Origin of the sequence: Pseudoduganella sp. RAF53_2, assembly GCF_052113985.1 — a bacterium.
Lineage (GTDB): Bacteria > Pseudomonadota > Gammaproteobacteria > Burkholderiales > Burkholderiaceae_D > Rugamonas.
Map to the genome: position 1 here is coordinate 1 of NZ_JBFRDW010000026.1, position 19,334 is coordinate 19,334.

A 19,334-nucleotide genomic window follows, 5' to 3' on the forward strand; every position below is an offset into this window, starting at 1 on the left:
CAGCAGGGGCATCATCACATTGGCCAGCACGGAGCGGTCGTTCAGCAGGCGCTGTTCCTGAAAGATGAGGCCGAGGTTGCGGCGCAGGAAGGGCACACCGGCGGCCTTGAGCTTGCCGATGTCCTGGCCGTTGACGATCACCTGGCCCGACGTCGGGCGCTCCATGGCGGCGATCATTTTCAGCAGGGTGGACTTGCCGGCGCCGGAAGGGCCGGCCAGATAGACCAGCTCGCCTTTGGCAATGGTGAGGGTGATGTCGCGCAGGGCGACAGCATCGGAAGTGTATTGCTTGGAGACGTGCTGGAATTCGATCATGGAGGCCTTACGCGAGCAGTGCTTCAACAAACTCAGCCGCATTGAAGGGCTGCAGGTCTTCAATCTTTTCGCCGATGCCGATGAAGTACACCGGCACCGGGCGCACACGGGCGATGGCGGCAATGATGCCGCCCTTGGCAGTACCGTCCAGCTTGGTGATGATGATGCCGGACAGTTGCAGGGCATCGTCGAACGCCTTCACCTGGGCCAGGGCGTTCTGGCCGGTGTTGCCGTCGATGACCAGCAAGGTTTCGTGCGGCGCGCCTTCCAGGCCCTTGCCGATCACACGCTTGATCTTCTTCAGCTCTTCCATCAGGTGCAGCTGGGTCGGCAGGCGGCCGGCGGTGTCGATCATGACCACATTGGTGCCGCGCGCCTTGCCGGACTGCACCGCGTCGAAGGACACGGCAGCGGGGTCGCCCGACTCTTGCGAAATCACGGTGACGTTATTGCGCTGGCCCCAGACCATCAGCTGCTCGCGGGCGGCGGCGCGGAAGGTGTCGCCGGCCGCCAGCAGCACCGATTGGCCGTGTGCCTGCATATGCTTGGCCAGYTTGCCGATGGTGGTGGTCTTGCCKRCGCCGTTGACGCCGGAAATCATCATCACCAGCGGCTGGTGGCGGCCCAGTTCGAACGGCTTTTCCAGCGGTTCCAGCAACTCGATCAGCAGCTGCTTCAGCGCCAGCTTCACGGCGGCGGCGTCTAGCAGCTTGTCTTCCTTGACCTTGCGCTTTAGGGCGTCGAGCAGGTATTGGGTGGCTTCGATGCCGGCGTCGGACATCAGCAGGGCCGCTTCCAGCTCGTCGTACAGCTCGTCGTCAATCTTGGCGCCGATGAACAGCACGGACAGATTGGCCGAAGTCTTCGACAGGCCGGCCTTCAGGCGGTTCATCCAGGATTGCTTTTCCGGGCGTGCGGCGGTCTCTACCTCAAAAGCAAGAGGACCGACGGCGTCGCTGGCCACTTCGGCGGTCGCCTGTGGCACCGGCTCAGGCGCACTGGGCGCAACGGCGGGCGCAGGCGTTTCAGGAACGACTGGTTTTTTCTTGAAAAAACTGAACATGGATTGTGCGGTAGAGGGCCCTTCGAGCCGCGTATTCTACCAGAGTGGCCCTGTGGGAATCAGTCTGCGGCCGCGCCATCCGCGGCGGCTTGGACCGGGGCGCGCTGGCGCTGGCGCCAGTCGGCGATGGCATTGCTGATTTCATTCAGCTCGCGCACGCGCACGAAGTCCGGCGCGCGGCGGCGCAGGGCGGTGTTGGCGCCGCCAGCCCAGATGTCTACGCCTTCCGGCAGACGGGCGTGCAGCTCGCGCAGGCTGTCGAGCACGTGGCGCGGATTGACGGTGGCAGAGAAGGACAAGGCGACGATATCGGCTTGCATGGAACGGGCTGCTTCAACGATGTCCGGCAGCGGCGTTTGCACACCCAGCGACGTGCAGTGCGCGCCTTCGGCCGCCGCCAGGGCTTCGGCCATCAGTAGCCCCAGACCGTGGCGCTCCTGCGGCAGGGTGGCCAGCAGAATGCGTGGACGGGGCGCGCCGGCGCCATGATTGACTTGCGGAACGGACGCCACGGCGCCGCGCAGCACGATCTGGACCGACTCGCTGAACAGATGTTCTTCAAACACGGCGAACTGGCCGCTGGCCCAGGCTTCGCCGATATAGGTAATCAGAGGCGCCACCAGATCGATGACAAAGCTCTTCAGGCCCATCACGAGCATGGCTTGTGCCAGACGGCGGCGGAAGGCTTCCATCTGGTGGCTCTTGCACAGATCCACATAGCCTTGCAGATCAGGATGGCTGACAACGGCCGGCGCCTTGCTGGCGCGCGAAGCCTTCAGGGCCAGCGCCTGCAGTTCCGCCGTACTGAACTGGATTACCTTGCCCGGACGGTAGCCCAGGTCAATCAGCCGTTTGATCAGGCGCAGCTTGCTGACTTGCTCGGGTGTGTAGACGCGCTCGCCGAATGTATCGCGCTGCGGCTGGGGGAAGTCGTAACGCCGCTCCCACACGCGCAAGGTTTCCTTGGCCACGCCGGTGTCACGTTCGACATCACTGATAGTCGAAGTGATTGTTAAAGATGTGGCACTTGTATTCATTCGGCGAAAAGCGCTCTCAGGTGGTTTGGCGTTGAGCATTCTAACCGCGTTTTTTAGCGGGAAGTTGCATCAAATTTTCACGGGTTTTCCCTATGAAGACCCACAATACGCCCTTGTCCACGACACCGGCTTCACATTTGAAAGATTTGAACAGTTTCGTTTTTTGTCACGAGCTTTGTCGTGGACAAAAAAGTGACAATTCGTTGCTTTTCTGTATGAATAGAATTGTGGACATCCCGTAGTGTTCTGCAGAAAATTTGCTGATCAGCTAAAATTTCCGCCTGCGCAAAGGCTTGACATCCTTTTCGCCCTGACACTTGCTGGAAAACCAATCCCTCAGTATAGTGCCGCCTCCCCACAGCCATGAGCTGTGGATACGAGCAGGTAGTGAATAATCCCTGAATAGCAATAGAAGGATAGCAATGAAAAAGACTCTGATCTCCCTCGCAGTTCTGGCAGCAGCCACCACTGGCGTAGCCCACGCACAGTCCGCAGTACAAATCTACGGTATCGTCGATGCCGGTGTTGTTTATGAGCAAGGCGGCAAAAACGGTAACGTGACCAAGGTGACCAGCGGTGCAGCAAGCGCTTCCCGTATCGGTTTCAAGGGCACTGAAGACCTGGGCGGTGGCCTGAACGCCATCTTCGTTCTGGAAGGCGGTTTCCGCACCGATACCGGCGAACAAGACGTTGCTGGTTCGATCTTCCAGCGCCAGGCTTTCGTAGGCCTGTCCTCCAAGGACGCCGGCACCATCACCCTGGGCCGTCAATACACCCCATGGTACAACGCCCTGGCACAAGTTGGTGACCCATTCCAGGCAGGCCTGGCTGGTTCCGCCAAGAACCTGTTCCCAGCCTCGGGCAACAACCAGCGCTTCAGCAACTCCGTGCTGTACCACACCCCTGAGTTCATGGGCCTGAGCGGCGACGTGGCTTACGGCTTCGGCGAGCAGAACAAGGCATCCGCTGGCCGTCAGATCAGCGCATCCATCAACTACTCCAACGGTCCTCTGAATGCCCGTCTGGCGTACATGAACCACAACAACGACACCGCTGTTGGCGCAACCGTGACCGATCGCGACATCGGCCACAACACCCTGCTGGCTGTGAACTATGACTTCCAGATTGCCAAGGCTTACTTCATGTTCGGTCAGAACAAGGGCCTGAACAGCACCCCGCTGCCTAACGCTACCGCCTACACCACCGCTGCTGTCGATCCTTCGACCGACAACCGCAACTACCTGGTTGGCGCATCGGTACCAGTCGGCACCGCTGGCACCGTGCTGGCTTCCTACTCCAAAGTTGACGATCGCGGCAGCTTCAGCCACGACGCTGACCAGTGGGCAATCGGCTACACCCACGCTCTGTCGAAGCGCACCAGCACCTACCTGGCTTTCGCTAAGATCAAGAACAAGAACGGCGCTTCCTACACCGTTGGCAACAACACCGAAGCTGGTTCTGGCGACAAAGCCTTCAACATCGGCATGAAGCACTCCTTCTAATCGGATTTTCATCTGATGCCAAAGCGGCCGCCTTCGGGCGGCCGTTTTTTTATCCGGGGTACAATTCCGGACATGAAAACAGCCTATCTGACCGCAGGCTTCGTCCTGCTAGCCTCCGCCGCGCTGACGGCGGCCATTGCTGCGCCAAAGGGTAAGCCGACGGAGGGCTTCCCGCGCTACGGCATGGCCGTGTACTCGGACCTGTGCGTGCATCCGGAAAGCGGGGAGTATGGCGGCCAGCGCATCACGCTGCAGCGCTTTGCGGAAGTGGATACGGTGATTTATGAGTACACGGCCGGCGCGCTGAGCTGGCCGGTGGTCGCGAGCGATGTGAACGTCGACCCGCGCGGCAAGATGATGTATTTCACGGTGCAGCTGGAAGATGAGGATGTGCGCACCATCAGCGGCAAGTTCTCGCCGGATGGCGAGAAGCTGACGCTGGATGGCGGCTATTGCGATGACCAGTCCATGCCCATGGTGCTGGCCAGGGTGAAGGATTTCGGCGCCAAGATGAAGGCTTGCAAAGCCTGCCCGGCGTCGAAGGCGGAATCGCCGCATCCCGAATACAAGCACGAGCCGGCACCGCCGTCGCAGGGCTAAAACCCGAACCAGATTCTGGTGGCAGCCACTGCGTGGCGGCCACCTTGGCACGCGGCTCGTCATCGGTGGCTGCCACGCAGTGGCTGCCACCAGGTGTCGCTTGGGTTTACTTGCCCGCTGCGATAGCGTTCTTGCGAAGAGTTTCCAGTGTCGCGCCCGGCGTAATCAGGTTACCGTCGTAGCGCAGTTCGATCAGCGCCGGCAGGCTCTGTTCGCGCGAGAAGGCCAGCGCGCGCTGCAGGGCAGGGGCGAAGTCCTCGGTTTTCTCCACGATTTCACCATGGCCGCCGTAAGCGCGGGCCAGTGCAGCAAAGTCCGGATTGTGCAGCGTGGTGCCGGACACGCGGCCCGGATACTCGCGTTCCTGGTGCATGCGGATGGTGCCGAACATCTGGTTATTGAACACCACGATCACCACACCAGCCTTGTATTGCACTGCAGTCGCCAGCTCCTGGCCATTCATCAGGAATTCGCCGTCGCCTGCGAAGGTAATCACCGTGCGCGAAGGATCGATGATCTTGGCGGCCACTCCGGACGGCACGCTATAGCCCATGGCGCCGCTGGTTGGCGCCAGCTGGGTGCGCATTGCGCCGTATGGCCAGTAGCGGTGCGCCCAGGTCGCGTAGTTGCCTGCGCCGTTGGTGATGATGGTGTCGGCTGGCGCGTGAGTGCGCATGTCCTGCACCACCTGCCACAGGTTCAGCGGCGCGCTGTTGTCCTTGAAGATGGACGGCTGCACCTGCCATGCCGCGTATTCTTCGCGCGCCTGCGCCACGCTGTTGCGCCAGGCGCCGGCATCGACGGGTTCCATGGCCGCCAGCATCGCTGCGGCTTGCGGCATGCCGGAGGCGATCATCAGTTCACCCTGATACACGCTGCCCAGTTCCTCCGGATCGGCGTGGATGTGGACCAGGCGCTGCGACGGTACTGGCGAGGCAATGATCGAATAGCCGCTGGTGGTCATTTCGCCGAGACGCGGGCCGATGGCGATCAGCACATCCGCTTCTTTCACACGTGCGGCCAGCTTCGGATTGATGCCGATGCCGACGTCGCCCACATAGTTCGGATGCGTGTTGTCCAGCAGGTCCTGGAAGCGGAAGGCGCAAGCGGTCGGCAGCGAATTTGCTTCGGCGAAGCGCTTGATGTCGGCGCAGGCCTGGTCGTTCCAGCCGCCGCCGCCCAGCAGCAGCAAGGGGCGCTTGGCTTCGGACAGCATGCTGCGCAGCTGCGCGATCTGCGCGGCCGAGGGCGATGCTTGCGTCGGCACATAGCGGCGCGTGTCGGCCACGGTGGCCTTGGAGGTCAGCATATCTTCCGGCAGTGCCAGCACGACCGGACCCGGACGGCCGCTGGTCGCGACCTGGAAAGCGCGGGCGATGTATTCAGGCATACGGTCGGCGCGGTCGATCTGAGTCACCCATTTCGCCATCTGGCCGAACATGCGGCGGTAATCCACTTCCTGGAAGGCTTCGCGGTCCATGAAATCGCTGCCGACCTGGCCGATGAAGAGGATCATCGGGGTCGAATCCTGGAAGGCAGTGTGCACGCCAATCGACGCGTTGGTGGCGCCCGGGCCGCGGGTCACGAAGCAGATGCCCGGCTTGCCCGTCATCTTGCCGTAAGCGTCGGCCATGAAGGCTGCGCCGCCTTCCTGGCGGTTGATGATGAAGCGGATGCCGGAATCGTGCAGGGCGTCCAGCACGTCCAGGTAGCTTTCGCCGGGGACGCCGAAGGCGGTGTCCACGCCGTGGACTTTCAGCGCATCGACCAGAAGCTGGCCGCCGGAACGAGAAGATTGCGTCATGTTCTTGCCTCTTTTATAGGTGATGGTGCATTCTATTCCCGCGGCGCATAAGCGGCTTTCCTATCTGCGACACCAATTTTGGTAAAATACCGCCCGAAGCAAGCCAGACAGCCGCTGGCTGGCGTAGCAATACGTCAGCGGGAGGAAGGTCCGGACTCCATAGAGCAGGGTGACGGTTAACGGCCGTCCGCCGTGAGGCGAGGAATAGGGCCACAGAGACGAGCGTATTAAGTTACGGTGAAACGCGGTAACCTCCACCTGGTGCAATTTCAAATAGGCACGCGATGATGCTGCTCGCGGAGCGTGCGGGTAGAAAGCTTGAGCGGCGGAGCAATCCGTCGCCTAGAGGAATGGCTGTCATAGCGCGAAAGCGCCGTAACAAAATCCGGCCTATCGGCTTGCTTCACTGAATACTACCGATGACAAAATACATACTGGCCCTGGATCAGGGCACGACCAGTTCCCGCGCCATTTTGTTTGATCACCAGGGCCACATCGCTGGATGCGCGGCCCAGGAATATCCCCAGCACTTCCCCCAGCCCGGCTGGGTCGAGCACGATCCCAACGATATCTGGAATAGCCAGCTCACCGTGGCGCGCAAGGTCCTCGCCGACAACCACGTCGAAGCGAAAGACGTGCGCGCCATCGGCATCGCCAATCAGCGCGAAACCACGCTGGTGTGGGACCGCAAGACCGGCGAGCCAATCGCCAACGCCATCGTGTGGCAGGATCGCCGCACCGCCGACTACTGCGAGCAGCTGCGCGCGGACGGCAAAGCGAAGCAGATCTGCGAAGCGACTGGCCTGGAGCTGGACGCTTACTTCTCCGCCACCAAACTGAAATGGATTCTCGATCACGTGCCGGGCGCCCGCGAGCGCGCGCGCAAAGGCGCGCTGTGTTTCGGCACCGTCGATTCATGGCTGGCGTGGAAATTATGCGGCGTGCATATTACGGACGTGAGCAATGCCTCGCGCACCATGCTGTTCAACATTCACCTCATGCGCTGGGATTCAGACCTGCTGGCGCTGTTCGACATTCCTGAAGAAATTCTGCCGCAGGTGGTGTCGTCCAGCGAGGAAGTCGGCGACACGCACGCGGCCTTGTTCGGCGGCGAGATTCCAGTGGCTGGTATCGCTGGCGATCAGCAGGCCGCGACCTTCGGTCAGGCTTGCCATCAGCCGGGCATGGTCAAGAATACCTATGGCACCGGATGCTTCATGCTGATGCACTCCGGCCGCCATCCGCGCGTATCGCACAATCGCTTGCTGTCCACGGTTGGCTGGCGCGTGGACGGCGAAACCGATTATATGCTGGAGGGCTCGGTCTTCATGGGCGGCGCCACCGTGCAGTGGCTGCGCGATGGCCTGGGCATCATTCAGCAATCGGGCGACGTGGAAGCGCTGGCGGGAAGCGTGCCGGATAGCGGCGGCGTGTTCCTCGTGCCGGCTTTCGTCGGCCTCGGTGCGCCGCACTGGGACCCGTATGCCCGCGGCACCATCGTCGGCCTGACACGCGGCAGCACCAAGGCGCACATCGCACGCGCTGCGGTGGAAGCGATTGCGTATCAATCGGCTGAGCTGCTGGCGGCCATGCAGAAGGACGCGGCCATTCCGGTGGCTGAAGTGCGTGCAGATGGCGGCGCAGCGCGCAACGATATGTTGATGCAGTTCCAGTCCGATCTGCTGGGCGTGCCGGTCGTGCGACCGCAAGTGACGGAGACGACGGCGCTTGGCGCGGCCTATCTGGCTGGGCTGGCGGTGGGCTTCTGGGAATCGCAGGAAGAAATCGCCGCGCAGTGGCGTTGCGAACGGCGCTTCACGCCAACCATGAGCGCGGACCAGCGCGAGGCATTGCTGGGGCGTTGGGCGCGCGCCACCGAGCGCGCCAAGTCCTGGGAAGCGCCGCTATGATGGCGCGGCCTTGGGAGTGGAACTGGACGCCATCGAGGCGGTGTTCGATGCGCTGACCGAGGTCGCTTTCTTCATCAAGGATTGCGATGGCCGCTACGTGGCCGTCAACCACACGCTGGCGCCGCGGCTGGTGCCTGACCCACAAGACGCCGCTGCGCAATGAAGCGAAACGGCCCTACATTGTCCTGAGCGTAGGCGTCACCTACGAATAAGCGTAGGGGCGGATCATTGATCCGCCGTGCGTGACGCAGGGGCGGTGAAGCGGCACCTTATAATAGGAGCCGCCGCCGCGCCCGATGTTGCGTAAGTTGTCTATACAAATCACGTCCGTGCGGCTAAGATTGACCCTCGTTAGCTGTATTGGAATCGCCTGCCCAGAGATTTTTCGTACTTCCCTTCATCGCGCGCAAGGCGCACCAGGCCGTCGATTCCCGAGAAACTCCACCGTTTTCCCCGAACTGATCCGGCGGCGCTCCGGCGTTGTCGCCGCGCGACGGGATCGTTGTCGGACGGCAACTGAATGGTTTTGTTTCAATTTATTTTTTGGTCACTTTCTCCCGCCGGCGAACTCAAGAGAGATGAGGTAGCACTTTCACTATCTTGCCTAAGTATTTAATTTCTCTATAAATTTTGCTTAATGCATTCTTCAAGGATCGGCGCTAAGTCCTTAATTTCATTGATAAATTCCGTGTTCGCGCAGCCGGAAATCGCTTGACCGGCTTGTTTCCTTACTCTAAAGTGGGCGACAGTGTGAAAAAGTGTAGTTTTGTGGGATTTTTTGGCGGAACTTGAGCCGCAATAGTTGAACGAAATCAGAGGCCAGAGAAGGTAAATCGTGTTCCAGGGCGCTTCCGCAATCACTCTCGATGCGAAAGGCCGGATGTCTATTCCGGCCAAGCATCGTGACGCACTGTTAATTCAGTGCGAAGGACGCCTCACGCTTACCAAACACCCGGACGGCTGCCTTCTGATGTACCCACGCCATTTGTGGGAAGCGAAACGCGACCAGATCGCGCAGTGGCCGATGTCGGCCCGCGGCTGGCAACGTATCCTGCTGGGCAACGCGGTCGACGTCGAGATGGACTCGGCCGGCCGTATCCTGGTTGCCCCTGAATTACGCGACGCCGTTGGCCTTGGCCGCGACGTCGTCCTGTCCGGCATGCTGACCCACTTCGAGATCTGGGACCCTGTGAAGCGCGCCGAGAACGAGGCTGCCACCATCGAGGTGGGCATGCCTGATTCCCTTTCCGATTTCTCCTTCTGAGGCCCGCGCGCAATGACCACAACAGCGGTGCCAGAATTCCAGCATCGTACGGTGCTGTTAGATGAAGCGGTTGATGCGCTCGACCTGGCCGGCGCACGCGCCGACGGCATCTATATAGACGGCACTTTCGGCCGCGGCGGCCATTCGCGCCTGATCCTGTCCCGTCTGGGGCAGGGCGGCCGCCTGATCGCATTCGACAAAGATCCGCAAGCCATTGCCACCGCCGAGCAACTCGGCGATTCCCGCTTCACCATCGTGCACGACAGCTTCGCCACCATGGCGCAAGCGCTGGCCGAACGCGGCGTCGACGCCGTGGACGGCATTCTGCTCGACCTCGGCATCTCTTCGCCGCAGGTGGACGATCCGGAACGCGGCTTCAGCTTCCGTAACGACGGCCCCCTCGACATGCGCATGGATACCACGCGTGGTGTGTCGGCGGCCGAGTGGCTCGCCACAGAATCCGAACAGACACTGGAAAAGGTGATAAAAGAATATGGGGAAGAACGGTTTGCTTTTCAGATTGCAAAGGCGATTGTTGCTCGCCGGGCAGTCGAACCAATTTCAAGCACACGGCAGCTTGCCGGTATCGTGGCAGGCGCGGTCAAGACTCGCGAAAAGGGCAAGGACCCGGCCACCCGCACTTTTCAGGCTATCCGGATTTACATCAATAAAGAGCTTGAGGACCTCGAATCGGTCCTGAACCAGGCCTTCAACGCCCTCAAGCCTGGCGGCATTCTGGCCATCATCAGCTTCCACTCGCTGGAAGACCGCATGGTGAAGCAGTTCTTCGCGTCCAAAGCCAAGGTGGAGCAGCCGGACCGGCGCCTGCCGATCAAGGCCGTCGACCTGCCGCAGCCTGAATTGAAACTGCTGGCCCGCATCAAGCCATCCGACCGTGAAGTGGACGAGAACCCGCGCGCCCGCTCCGCCGTGATGCGTGTGGCCATGCGCCTTCCTGCCACGGGAGGCGCGCAATGAGTAATAAGATCAACATCGTGCTGACGGCGCTGCTGCTGGGCTGCGCCCTGTCGCTGGTTAACGCCCAGTTCCAGGCGCGCCATCTGTTCATCGACCTGGAACGCGCGCAAACGCAGGCGAGGCAGCTGGATATCGAATGGTCCCAGCTGCAGCTCGACCAGTCCAAACTGGGCAAGCACGCCCGCATCGAAGAGATTGCGCGCCGTGACCTGAACATGACGCCGCTGACGCCGAACCGTACTCAATATCTGACGGAGGGCGGACAATGATGCGCTCATCCGGCGGAGCGGGCGGCGCGCGCGTGGCGCGCTCGAAAGGCGTCTCCTTCAACAGCAGCCCTGTACTGGCCGTGCGCCTGCCGATGTGGCGTTCGCGCCTGGTAATGATCGTGCTGTTCATCGCTTTCGCGGCACTGGCCGTACGCGCCGTGTGGCTGCAGGGTGTATCGACCCAGTTCCTGCAGAAGCAGGGCGAGATCCGCTACGCGCGTACGCTGGAGTTGCCAGCGACGCGGGGCAAGATCCTGGACCGCAACGGCCAGGTGCTGGCGTCGTCCATTCCAGTGAAAGCCATCTGGGCGATCCCGGACGATGTGCTGCAGGCGCCGCCGGAAAAGCTGCGCGCCCTGGCCGGCCTGCTGGAAATGCCGGAATCGGAACTGCGCAAGAAGCTGGACTCGGACCGCAACTTCGTCTACCTGAAACGCCAGGTGGAGCAGGACGTGGCCGACAAGATCGCCAAGCTGGATATCGAAGGCATCGACACCCGCAAGGAATACAAGCGCTTCTACCCGCAGGGTGAAGTGACGACCCACGTGGTCGGCTTTACCAACGTGGAAGACGTGGGCCAGGAATCGATGGAACTGGCGCAGCAAAAGAACCTGGTCGGTATTCCCGGCACGCGCCGCGTGATCAAGGACCGGCTGGGCCACATTGTTGAAGACATCGGCGCCAAGCACGAACCGCACGACGGCAAGGACCTGACTTTGTCCATCGACAGCAAGATCCAGTACATCGCCTACACCCAGCTGAAGGGCGCGGTGGAGAAGTTCCACGCCAAGGCCGGTGGCGCCGTGGTGCTGGACGTGCACACGGGTGAGGTGCTGGCGCTGGCCAACTATCCGAGCTACGATCCGAACGATCGCCGCGCTCTGACCGGCGCCCAGCTGCGCAACCGTGTGATGACCGACTCCTTCGAGCCTGGCTCGACGCTGAAGCCGATCACCGTTTCGCTGGCGCTGGACACGGGCCGCGTCAAGCCGAGCACCTATATCGACACCGGTCCCGGCAAGTTCACCATCCTGGACCGCACGATCAGCGATACCAAGGCGCACGGCGTGATCAATGTGCAGCAGATTATTGAGATGTCGTCCAATATCGGCACCTCCAAGATCGCACTGAGCATGCCTTCGCAAGAGATGTGGGAGATGTTCACCAAGGTCGGCTTCGGCCAGCAGCCGAAATGGGGCTTCCCAGGCGCGGTCGCTGGCCGCGTTCGTCCTTATAAATCCTGGCGTCCTGTCGAGCAGGCCACCATGAGCTACGGTAACGGTATCTCCGTGTCGCTGATCCAGCTGGCGCGTTCCTACATGATGTTCGCGCGCGATGGCGATACGATTCCGCTGTCCTTCGAGCGCGTGAACGAGGCTCCGCGCGGGCAGCAAATCATCAAGCCGGAAACGGCGCGCGAGATGCGCGCAATGCTGGAGACTGTGGTTTCCGGCAAGGACGGCACCGCCAAGCAGGCCCAGATTCCGGGCTACCGCGCAGGCGGCAAGACCGGCACCGCGTACAAGGTCGAAAACGGCCACTACGCCATGCCGCGCAAATATATCGGCTCCTTCGTCGGCATCGTGCCGATGTCCGCGCCGCGCTTCATTATCGCAGTCATGATCGACGAACCAACCCAGGGCGGCCACTTTGGCGGCCAGGTTGCCGCGCCGACTTTCTCCGCGGTGGCGGTCAACGCCCTGCGCGCCATGAACGTGCCTCCTGATTCCTCCGTCACCGAAATCGTGATCCCGACGGACACCGGACCGGAGGCCATGTAATGACTACGATGACCATCAAAGAAATTAACGACTGGATCAAGGCGGCCGCCCCGGATGCGCAGCTGGCGTCCGACTCGCGCCGCATCAAGGCCGGCGATGTGTTCTTCGCCTATCCCGGCGATGCCAACGACGGCCGCAAATACATCGGCGCCGCTATCGAAGCGGGCGCCGCTGCCGTGGTGTACGACGGTGCAGGCTATGAATGGGATGCCGCGCATGACGTGCCGCAGCTGGCGGTGGATGGTCTGAAGCGTCTGGCCGGTCCGATTGCGCACGCCCACTACGGCATGCCGGACAGCGGCATGTTTACCGTCGGCGTGACGGGTACCAATGGCAAGACTTCCTGCGCCGTATGGACTGCACAGGCGCTGGCCAAGCTGGGCGAAACGGCTGCCGTTGTCGGCACGCTGGGCGTTGGCATGTTCCGCGCGCGCGTCGAGGCGGAATTCGATGAAACCGGCTACACCACGCCGGATGCAGTGCTGCTGGCCCGCAAGCTGGATGAGATGCGCCGCGATGGCGCCGCTGTGCTGGCGATTGAGGCCTCGTCGATCGGCCTCGATCAGGGCCGTACCGACGGCATGCACTTCGACGTGGCGATCTTCACCAATCTTACGCGCGACCACCTCGATTACCACGGCAACATGGAAGCCTATGAGGCAGCCAAGATCAAGCTGTTCGAGTGGCCGGGCCTGAAAACCGCCGTGATCAATCTGGACGATCCTGCCGGTCCGCGCATCATCAAGCATATCCAGGGCCGCAAAGGACCGAAGCCTCACGTCATCGCTTACACCCTGCGCGATGTGGCCTCGCAGCCGAACATCCCGGGCATCCAGATGATGCGGGCCAGCGCGCTGCGCAGCCGTGGCCAGGGCACCGAATTCAATCTGGATTCGTCCTTTGGCCATGCCCATGTGCGCACCCAGCTGGTGGGGCCGTTCAATGTATCGAACGCGCTGGCTGTGATGGCTGCCTTGCTCAGCAAAGGCGCTGCTTTCCGCGCTGCTGTCGACGCCATCGAATCGCTGACGCCGGCGCCGGGCCGCATGCAGCAGCTGGGCGGCCAGGATGCGCCGCTGATCGTGATCGATTACGCCCACACGCCGGACGCGTTGGAGAAAACCCTGGAAGCGCTGCGTTCCGTCGCCAATGACCGCAACGGCCACCTGTGGTGCGTGTTCGGCTGCGGCGGCGACCGCGATCCCGGCAAGCGTCCGCAAATGGGCAGGATTTCGCAGATGGCCGAGCACGTGCTGGTGACCAGCGACAATCCGCGCAGCGAGGAGCCGGCGGAGATCATTCGCCAGATCGTGGCGGGCATGGACCCGGAGAATCCGAATTCGGAATTCCTGACGGTGGAAGACCGCGCTGCGGCCATCCTGTCGGCTGTGCGTCACGCTGGCAAGTCGGATGTGATTCTGCTGGCAGGGAAGGGCCATGAACCTTACCAGGAAATCAAGGGACGCAAGATGCCGTTCTCGGATGCCGAGCACGCGCAACTGGCGCTGTCGGCGCGGCTAACCATGATGAGGCAGAACTGATGCGCTGGACGCTCGATCAGATCCTCTCGTCCCTGCCYGGTGCGCATTTCGTGCCGAGTGCCGCCGCGCCTTCCGCCGAGGCCGACGCCGCGGCTCGCGCGCTCGTTATCACGAACATCTCCACCGATAGCCGCGCTGTCGGTCCCGGCGAAATCTTCGTGGCGTTGCGCGGCGAGGTCCATGATGCGCATCACTTCCTGCAGCAGGTCGCCGAGCGTGGCGCATCCGCCGTGGTGGTGGACACCTTGCCCGCAGGCTTCCCGCTGCCGGCTATCGTGGTGCCGAATACGCTGACGGCCCTGGGTCGCATCGCCAATGCCTGGCGCGAGCGCTTCAAGCTGCCGCTGATTGCTGTCACCGGCAGCAATGGCAAGACGACTGTGAAAGAAATGATTTCCTCGATTCTCGCTGCGGCACATGGCGAAGAGGGCAGGCTGGCCACGCGCGGCAACCTGAATAATGAGATTGGCGTGCCGTTGACGCTGTTCCGTCTCGATGGCCAGCATCATTCCGGCGTGGTGGAGCTGGGCATGAATCATCCGGGCGAGATTGCACGCCTGAGCGCTATCGCTGCGCCAACCATCGGCATGGTGAACAACGCCCAGCGCGAGCACCAGGAATTCATGCACACCGTGGAAGCGGTGGCGCGCGAGAATGGCAGCGTGCTGTCTTCGCTGCCCGCCGGTGGCGTGGCCGTGTTCCCGCACAGCGACGAATACACGCCGATCTGGCGCGACCTCGCTGCCGGTGTGCGTGTGCTGACCTTCGGCCTGTCGCCGGAGGCTTCGGTGTCCGCCACCGCGACGCCGGCGGCGTATGGCAGCGATCTGTCCGTGACCATTGTGGAGCGTAGCTCGGCCGCGACGTTCGCGGTGCGCCTGCAAGCCTTTGGCGACCACAATGTCCTGAATGCGCTGGCCGCGATCGCATGCGCACACGCGGCGGGTGTTACGCCCGACCAGATCAAGTCCGGCCTGGAGGCCTTCGCTCCGGTGACTGGCCGCCTGCAGAAAAAGCAGGCCGCCAATGGCGCCACGCTCATCGACGACACCTACAACGCCAACCCGGACTCCGTACGCGCCGCCATCAATGTGCTCGCCGCCGCGCCTGCGCCACGCGTACTGGTACTGGGCGACATGGGCGAAGTGGGCACGCAAGGAAAGGAGTTCCACGAGGAGGTCGCCGCCTACGCCGCAAGCAAGGGCATCGACCACGTACTGGCAACCGGCGCGCTGGCCGCGCATATGGCGCCTCACGCGCGCCACTTTAAAGAATTCGAAGAGTTGCTGAAGGCCGTCGAGGCCGTGGCAACTCCGGATGCAACCGTATTGATCAAGGGCTCCCGCTTCATGAAAATGGAACGGGTCGTGCAGCATTTGATTGGATCGCAACACGTAACAAAGGAAACACACTAATCATGCTGCTTTGGCTTGCACAACTCCTGCAGGACGACATTGGGGCTTTCCGCCTCTTTAACTACATCACCTTCCGCGCGGTGATGTCGACGATTACCGCGCTGGTGATCGGCCTCGTCGCGGGTCCCGCTGTTATTCGTAAACTGACCGTGATGAAATACGGCCAGGCCGTGCGTACCGACGGTCCGCAAACTCATCTGAAAAAACATGGCACCCCGACCATGGGCGGTGTGCTGCTGCTGATTGCCGTTGCCGTGTCCACCGTGCTGTGGGTCGACTGGTCCAACCGCCTGATCTGGCCAGTGATGGTCGTGACCATGGGCTTTGGCGCCGTGGGCTGGGTAGATGACTACCGCAAGGTTGTTCGCCAGGACCCTGAAGGCATGCGCTCGGCCGAAAAATACTTCTGGCAGTCGCTGGTCGGCATCGCCGCCGCGCTGTACCTGGCGTTCTCCGTGTCCGCACCGACGCCGGTGAAGGTGTTTGAATTGTTCTTCCAGTGGGTGCAGTCCGGCTTCTCGATGGACCTGCCGCCAAAGGCCGACCTGATCGTCCCGTTCTTCAAGACCATCAGCTATCCGCTGGGCGTATGGGGCTTCATTGCGCTGACTTATTGCGTGATCGTGGGCACTTCGAATGCCGTGAACTTCACCGATGGTCTGGATGGCCTGGCCATCATGCCGACCGTGATGGTGGGTTCCGCGCTTGGCCTGTTCGCTTACCTGACCGGTTCCGCCACCTATTCGAAATACCTGTTCATCCCGCACATTCCGGGCGCGGGCGAGCTGATTATTTTCTGCGGAGCGATGGCAGGCGCTGGCCTGGCCTTCCTCTGGTATAACACGCACCCCGCACAAGTCTTCATGGGCGACGTCGGCGCACTGGCGCTGGGCGGCGCGCTGGGCACGATCGCCGTGATCGTGCGCCAGGAGATCGTACTGTTCATCATGGGTGGCATCTTCGTTGCTGAAACGCTGTCCGTGATTATTCAAGTGGGCTGGTTCAAGTACACCAAGAAGCGCTATGGCGTTGGCCGCCGCGTCTTCCTGATGGCGCCGCTGCACCACCACTTTGAACAGAAAGGCTGGAAAGAAACTCAGGTCGTCGTGCGCTTCTGGATCATCACGATGATGCTGGTACTGGTCGGACTCTCAACCCTGAAGCTGCGCTAATGATCTACAACGGCAAAATCGCTCTGGTACTCGGGCTCGGAGAATCGGGCCTGGCGATGGCACAGTGGCTGGCCCGCTGTGGCGCGCTGTTGCGCGTTGCCGACACGCGTCCCGTGCCGGACCGTCTGCCAGCRCTGCGCGAACAGCTGCCGGGCACGCAGTTCATCTCCGGTCCGTTCAATGCGGGCCTGCTGGATGGCGTGGACTTCGTTTGCGCCAGCCCTGGTCTGGCGCCGAACCGCGAGCTGGCCGAGATCATTCCGGCTGCCGCCGAAAAGAATATTCCTGTCTGGGGCGAGATTGAAATCTTCGCCCAGGCGCTGAAATGGCTGAAGGACGACCGCGCCTACGAGCCGAAAGTCATCGCCATCACCGGTACCAATGGCAAGACCACTGTCACCAGCCTGACTGGCCAGCTGTGCGAGCGCGCCGGCCTGTCCGTCAAGGTGGCCGGCAATATCAGCCCCGCCGCGCTGGATGTGCTGCGCGAGGTGATGGACAACGAAACCCTGCCGCAAGCCTGGGTGCTCGAACTCTCCAGCTTCCAGCTGCACACGACATACAGTCTGCAGGCCAATGCCGCCACGGTGCTGAACGTGACCCAGGACCACCTGGACTGGCACGGCAGTATGCAGGCCTATGCCGACGACAAGAAGCGCATCTTTGGCGAAGACACGGTGCGCGTACTGAATCGCGACGACGGCTGGACCATGGCCATGGCCAATCCAACCGGGGAAAACGTCACCTTCGGCACCGACGAACCAACCACGCCGCACAGCTTCGGCCTGGTGAACGAGCGTGGCGTGTACTGGCTGGCCACCGCCGAGCCGACGGAAGAAGTCGAGCAGAAGAAGCGCAAGAAAAACGATCCGCCTCCACCGCCGGTCGAGTGCTACACCAAGAAACTGATGCCGGCCGACGCGCTCCAGATTCGCGGCACGCACAACGCCTCCAACGCGCTGGCTGCGCTGGCCCTGTGCCGCGCCATCGGCCTGCCGTTCGCGCCGCTGCTGCATGGCCTGCGTGAATACAAGGGCCAGCCGCATCGCGTGGAACTGGTCGCCAATATCAATGGCGTCGACTTCTACGACGACAGCAAGGGCACCAATGTCGGCGCAACTGTCGCCGCGCTGAATGGCCTGGGTACTGCCTTCGCCGGCAGCGAACAGAAGCTGGTGCTGATCGCCGGTGGCGATGGCAAGGGCCAGGAGTTCGATCCGCTGGCGCAACCTGTGTCGCGCTATGTGCGCGCCGTGATGCTGATTGGCCGCGATGCGCCGGCCATTCGTGCTGCGCTGGCCGATACCGGCGTGAAGCTGGAAGACCTTGCCACGCTGGAGGAAGCAACCAGGCGTGCGTCCTCGCTCGCTCATGCAGGCGATGCCGTGCTGCTGTCGCCGGCCTGCGCCAGCCTGGATATGTTCAAAAATTACGCGCATCGCGCCCAGGTGTTCATCGACACCGTGCGTGACATCGCGCTGGATGCCGGACAGGAGATCTGATGGCATTCCAGCTTCCATTCCGCTTTGGTGGCTCAGAGGCTCCGGCTCCGCTGGATAGCCGCGCGCGCCATTCGAAGATGATGGAGTACGACCTGCCGCTGATCTGGTGCGTGGCGCTGCTGATGCTGTTCGGCATGGTGATGGTGTACTCGGCTTCGATCTCGCTGCCGGATTCGCCCAAGTTCGCCGCCTACAAGAACTACTACTTCCTGCAGCGCCAGGCGATCTTCATTGCCGTGTCGATGGTGGCGGCGGCGGTGACTTTCCGCGTACGTGTCCAAGACTGGCAGAAAGCCGCGCCGTATCTGTTCATTGGCACGCTGGTGCTGTTGACGCTGGTGCTGATCCCGCACCTCGGCGTGGTCGTCAACGGCGGCCGCCGCTGGCTGTCGCTGAAGGTATTCAATTTCCAGCCATCCGAGCTGATGAAACTGTTTATCGTGCTGTACGCGGCCGACTACACGGTGCGCAAGCAGGAATACATGCACCGCCTGTCCAAGGGCTTCGCGCCAATGGCGATCGCGGTGGCCTTCGTTGGCCTGCTGCTGCTGCTGGAGCCGGACCTGGGCGCATTCGGCGTCATCGTCTGCATCGCCATGGGCATCCTGTTCCTGGGCGGCGTGAACGCGGTCTGGTTTGGCGGCATCGCCGGCATGCTGGTGACAATTTTCGTGGCCATCATCGCACTGTCCAAATTCCGCCGCGACCGTTTCTTCGCTTACCTGAATCCTTGGGAAGAAGAGAATGCGCTGAACAAGGCATACCAGCTGACGCACTCCCTGATCGCTTTCGGGCGCGGCGAGATCACCGGTGTGGGCCTGGGCGGCAGCCTGGAAAAGCTGCACTACCTGCCCGAAGCGCACACCGACTTCCTGCTGGCGGTGATCGGCGAGGAACTGGGCCTGGTTGGTGTCGTGGTCACCATCGCCATGTTCTACTGGATCGTCAAACGCGCTTTCGAGATCGGCCGCCAGGCCATCGCCATCGACCAGACCTTTGCGGGACTGGCGGCGAAGGGCATCGGTATCTGGATCGGCGTGCAGACCTTCATCAATATGGGCGTGAACCTGGGCCTGCTGCCGACCAAGGGGTTGACGCTGCCGCTGATGTCATACGGCGGCACCGGGGTAATGATTAACTGTGTCGGACTCGCCATATTGCTGCGCATCGACTATGAGAAC

At 61.9% G+C, this 19,334-nt stretch carries 17 protein-coding genes and 1 other RNA gene; 14 read left to right on the forward strand and 4 right to left on the reverse strand.

The genetic code is table 11. The features are described 5' to 3' along the window. The 3 genes from AB4Z11_RS02985 to AB4Z11_RS02995 all read right to left on the reverse strand — a co-directional run. Positions 1-315: cell division ATP-binding protein FtsE (locus AB4Z11_RS02985; RefSeq protein WP_442022718.1), on the reverse strand; the 315-nt coding region annotated here is incomplete at its 3' end. A 7-nt stretch (positions 316-322) separates the two neighbouring features. Continuing rightward, positions 323-1,378: a signal recognition particle-docking protein FtsY gene (gene ftsY, locus AB4Z11_RS02990; RefSeq protein WP_442022719.1), complete on the reverse strand. Its 1,056-nt coding sequence runs from the start codon at positions 1,376-1,378 to the stop codon at positions 323-325. 59 nt (positions 1,379-1,437) lie between these two features. Continuing rightward, positions 1,438-2,415: a MerR family transcriptional regulator gene (locus AB4Z11_RS02995; RefSeq protein WP_442022720.1), complete on the reverse strand. Its 978-nt coding sequence runs from the start codon at positions 2,413-2,415 to the stop codon at positions 1,438-1,440. Between the two features lie 422 nt (positions 2,416-2,837). Here AB4Z11_RS02995 and AB4Z11_RS03000 point away from each other — a divergent pair, with 422 nt between their 5' ends. Both AB4Z11_RS03000 and AB4Z11_RS03005 read left to right on the forward strand, forming a co-directional pair. After that, positions 2,838-3,917, forward strand: a complete 1,080-nt coding sequence (locus tag AB4Z11_RS03000) for a porin (RefSeq protein ID WP_442022721.1) — start codon at positions 2,838-2,840, stop codon at positions 3,915-3,917. Between the two features lie 72 nt (positions 3,918-3,989). Next, on the forward strand, positions 3,990-4,517 hold the full coding sequence (locus AB4Z11_RS03005) for a hypothetical protein (RefSeq protein WP_442022722.1): 528 nt from the start codon (positions 3,990-3,992) through the stop codon (positions 4,515-4,517). Between the two features lie 106 nt (positions 4,518-4,623). On the opposite strand, the gene AB4Z11_RS03010 is transcribed toward AB4Z11_RS03005, so the two are convergent. Further along, entirely contained in the window at positions 4,624-6,321 is a 1,698-nt protein-coding gene (locus tag AB4Z11_RS03010; protein ID WP_442022723.1) for a thiamine pyrophosphate-binding protein, read from the reverse strand. A 95-nt stretch (positions 6,322-6,416) separates the two neighbouring features. Between AB4Z11_RS03010 and rnpB the strand changes: the two genes are divergently transcribed. The 12 genes from rnpB to ftsW all read left to right on the forward strand — a co-directional run. After that, an RNA gene (rnpB, locus tag AB4Z11_RS03015) (RNase P RNA component class A) lies at positions 6,417-6,730 on the forward strand. A gap of 10 nt (positions 6,731-6,740) precedes the next feature. Further along, complete coding sequence (gene glpK, locus AB4Z11_RS03020; RefSeq protein ID WP_442022724.1) at positions 6,741-8,231, forward strand: glycerol kinase GlpK; 1,491 nt, start codon at positions 6,741-6,743, stop codon at positions 8,229-8,231. 10 nt (positions 8,232-8,241) lie between these two features. Next, entirely contained in the window at positions 8,242-8,394 is a 153-nt protein-coding gene (locus AB4Z11_RS03025) for a hypothetical protein (protein ID WP_442022725.1), read from the forward strand. 672 nt (positions 8,395-9,066) lie between these two features. Further along, positions 9,067-9,495 carry a division/cell wall cluster transcriptional repressor MraZ gene (gene mraZ, locus AB4Z11_RS03030; RefSeq protein WP_442022726.1) on the forward strand — a complete coding sequence of 143 codons (429 nt, stop codon included), beginning with the start codon at positions 9,067-9,069 and terminating at the stop codon, positions 9,493-9,495. A gap of 12 nt (positions 9,496-9,507) precedes the next feature. Beyond that, on the forward strand, positions 9,508-10,473 hold the full coding sequence (gene rsmH / locus AB4Z11_RS03035; protein ID WP_442022727.1) for a 16S rRNA (cytosine(1402)-N(4))-methyltransferase RsmH: 966 nt from the start codon (positions 9,508-9,510) through the stop codon (positions 10,471-10,473). Beyond that, positions 10,470-10,742 carry a cell division protein FtsL gene (gene ftsL / locus AB4Z11_RS03040; RefSeq protein WP_442022728.1) on the forward strand — a complete coding sequence of 91 codons (273 nt, stop codon included), beginning with the start codon at positions 10,470-10,472 and terminating at the stop codon, positions 10,740-10,742. The genes rsmH and ftsL overlap by 4 nt, the downstream gene beginning before the upstream one ends. Further along, positions 10,739-12,523 carry a peptidoglycan D,D-transpeptidase FtsI family protein gene (locus tag AB4Z11_RS03045; RefSeq protein ID WP_442022729.1) on the forward strand — a complete coding sequence of 595 codons (1,785 nt, stop codon included), beginning with the start codon at positions 10,739-10,741 and terminating at the stop codon, positions 12,521-12,523. The genes ftsL and AB4Z11_RS03045 overlap by 4 nt, the downstream gene beginning before the upstream one ends. Before the next feature lie 8 nt (positions 12,524-12,531). After that, positions 12,532-14,064: a UDP-N-acetylmuramoyl-L-alanyl-D-glutamate--2,6-diaminopimelate ligase gene (locus tag AB4Z11_RS03050; RefSeq protein WP_442022734.1), complete on the forward strand. Its 1,533-nt coding sequence runs from the start codon at positions 12,532-12,534 to the stop codon at positions 14,062-14,064. Then, entirely contained in the window at positions 14,064-15,479 is a 1,416-nt protein-coding gene (locus AB4Z11_RS03055; RefSeq protein WP_442022730.1) for a UDP-N-acetylmuramoyl-tripeptide--D-alanyl-D-alanine ligase, read from the forward strand. The genes AB4Z11_RS03050 and AB4Z11_RS03055 overlap by 1 nt, the downstream gene beginning before the upstream one ends. 2 nt (positions 15,480-15,481) lie before the next feature. Continuing rightward, the gene (gene mraY, locus AB4Z11_RS03060) at positions 15,482-16,651 is read left to right on the forward strand and encodes a phospho-N-acetylmuramoyl-pentapeptide-transferase (protein WP_442022731.1); all 1,170 of its coding nucleotides are present in this window, start codon (positions 15,482-15,484) and stop codon (positions 16,649-16,651) included. Next, positions 16,651-18,153: a UDP-N-acetylmuramoyl-L-alanine--D-glutamate ligase gene (murD, locus tag AB4Z11_RS03065; RefSeq protein WP_442022732.1), complete on the forward strand. Its 1,503-nt coding sequence runs from the start codon at positions 16,651-16,653 to the stop codon at positions 18,151-18,153. Before mraY ends, murD begins: the two co-directional genes overlap by 1 nt. Beyond that, positions 18,153-19,334, forward strand: a 1,182-nt coding sequence (gene ftsW / locus AB4Z11_RS03070) for a putative lipid II flippase FtsW (RefSeq protein ID WP_442022733.1), incomplete at its 3' end; no start/stop codon positions are given. The genes murD and ftsW, both read left to right, overlap by 1 nt.

Coding starts and splice junctions, on each gene's coding strand:
- AB4Z11_RS02995 (WP_442022720.1), bottom strand. CDS start 2,415: ATGAATACAAGTGCCACATCTTTAACAATCACTTCGACTATCAGTGAT.
- AB4Z11_RS03000 (WP_442022721.1), top strand. CDS start 2,838: ATGAAAAAGACTCTGATCTCCCTCGCAGTTCTGGCAGCAGCCACCACT.
- AB4Z11_RS03005 (WP_442022722.1), top strand. CDS start 3,990: ATGAAAACAGCCTATCTGACCGCAGGCTTCGTCCTGCTAGCCTCCGCC.
- AB4Z11_RS03010 (WP_442022723.1), bottom strand. CDS start 6,321: ATGACGCAATCTTCTCGTTCCGGCGGCCAGCTTCTGGTCGATGCGCTG.
- glpK (WP_442022724.1), top strand. CDS start 6,741: ATGACAAAATACATACTGGCCCTGGATCAGGGCACGACCAGTTCCCGC.
- rsmH (WP_442022727.1), top strand. CDS start 9,508: ATGACCACAACAGCGGTGCCAGAATTCCAGCATCGTACGGTGCTGTTA.
- ftsL (WP_442022728.1), top strand. CDS start 10,470: ATGAGTAATAAGATCAACATCGTGCTGACGGCGCTGCTGCTGGGCTGC.
- AB4Z11_RS03045 (WP_442022729.1), top strand. CDS start 10,739: ATGATGCGCTCATCCGGCGGAGCGGGCGGCGCGCGCGTGGCGCGCTCG.
- AB4Z11_RS03050 (WP_442022734.1), top strand. CDS start 12,532: ATGACCATCAAAGAAATTAACGACTGGATCAAGGCGGCCGCCCCGGAT.
- mraY (WP_442022731.1), top strand. CDS start 15,482: ATGCTGCTTTGGCTTGCACAACTCCTGCAGGACGACATTGGGGCTTTC.